Source organism: Arthrobacter sp. Ms25 (assembly GCF_059090365.1).
On record NZ_JBNHFP010000010.1, the window covers coordinates 1 to 1,348 of the forward strand.

General features: G+C 57.6%; 1 rRNA gene. It reads right to left on the minus strand.

From position 1 onward, the window contains the following. Window positions 1–17: 17 nt before the first annotated feature. Window positions 18–1,348: ribosomal RNA gene (locus AC5RT8_RS16290) — 16S ribosomal RNA — on the minus strand; the annotation flags it as partial.

A 1,348-nucleotide genomic window follows, 5' to 3' on the forward strand; every position in this document is an offset into this window, starting at 1 on the left:
CCTGAGGTGCTCCTTAGAAAGGAGGTGATCCAGCCGCACCTTCCGGTACGGCTACCTTGTTACGACTTAGTCCCAATCGCCGGTCCCACCTTCGACGGCTCCCTCCCGCAAGGGGTTAGGCCACCGGCTTCGGGTGTTACCAACTTTCGTGACTTGACGGGCGGTGTGTACAAGGCCCGGGAACGTATTCACCGCAGCGTTGCTGATCTGCGATTACTAGCGACTCCAACTTCATGAGGTCGAGTTGCAGACCTCAATCCGAACTGAGACCGGCTTTTTGGGATTAGCTCCACCTCACAGTATCGCAACCCTTTGTACCGGCCATTGTAGCATGCGTGAAGCCCAAGACATAAGGGGCATGATGATTTGACGTCGTCCCCACCTTCCTCCGAGTTGACCCCGGCAGTCTCCTATGAGTCCCCGCCATAACGCGCTGGCAACATAGAACGAGGGTTGCGCTCGTTGCGGGACTTAACCCAACATCTCACGACACGAGCTGACGACAACCATGCACCACCTGTAAACCGGCCACAAGTGGGGGACCTGTTTCCAGGTCTTACCGGTTCATGTCAAGCCTTGGTAAGGTTCTTCGCGTTGCATCGAATTAATCCGCATGCTCCGCCGCTTGTGCGGGCCCCCGTCAATTCCTTTGAGTTTTAGCCTTGCGGCCGTACTCCCCAGGCGGGGCACTTAATGCGTTAGCTACGGCGCGGAAAACGTGGAATGTCCCCCACACCTAGTGCCCAACGTTTACGGCATGGACTACCAGGGTATCTAATCCTGTTCGCTCCCCATGCTTTCGCTCCTCAGCGTCAGTTACAGCCCAGAGACCTGCCTTCGCCATCGGTGTTCCTCCTGATATCTGCGCATTTCACCGCTACACCAGGAATTCCAGTCTCCCCTACTGCACTCTAGTCTGCCCGTACCCACTGCAGACCCGGGGTTGAGCCCCGGGCTTTCACAGCAGACGCGACAAACCGCCTACGAGCTCTTTACGCCCAATAATTCCGGATAACGCTTGCGCCCTACGTATTACCGCGGCTGCTGGCACGTAGTTAGCCGGCGCTTCTTCTGCAGGTACCGTCACTTTCGCTTCTTCCCTGCTGAAAGAGGTTTACAACCCGAAGGCATTCGTCCCTCACGCGGCGTCGCTGCATCAGGCTTTCGCCCATTGTGCAATATTCCCCACTGCTGCCTCCCGTAGGAGTCTGGGCCGTGTCTCAGTCCCAGTGTGGCCGGTCACCCTCTCAGGCCGGCTACCCGTCGTCGCCTTGGTGGGCCATTACCCCAACCAACAAGCTGATAGGCCGCGAGTCCATCCAAAACCGCATAAAGCTTTCCACGGACC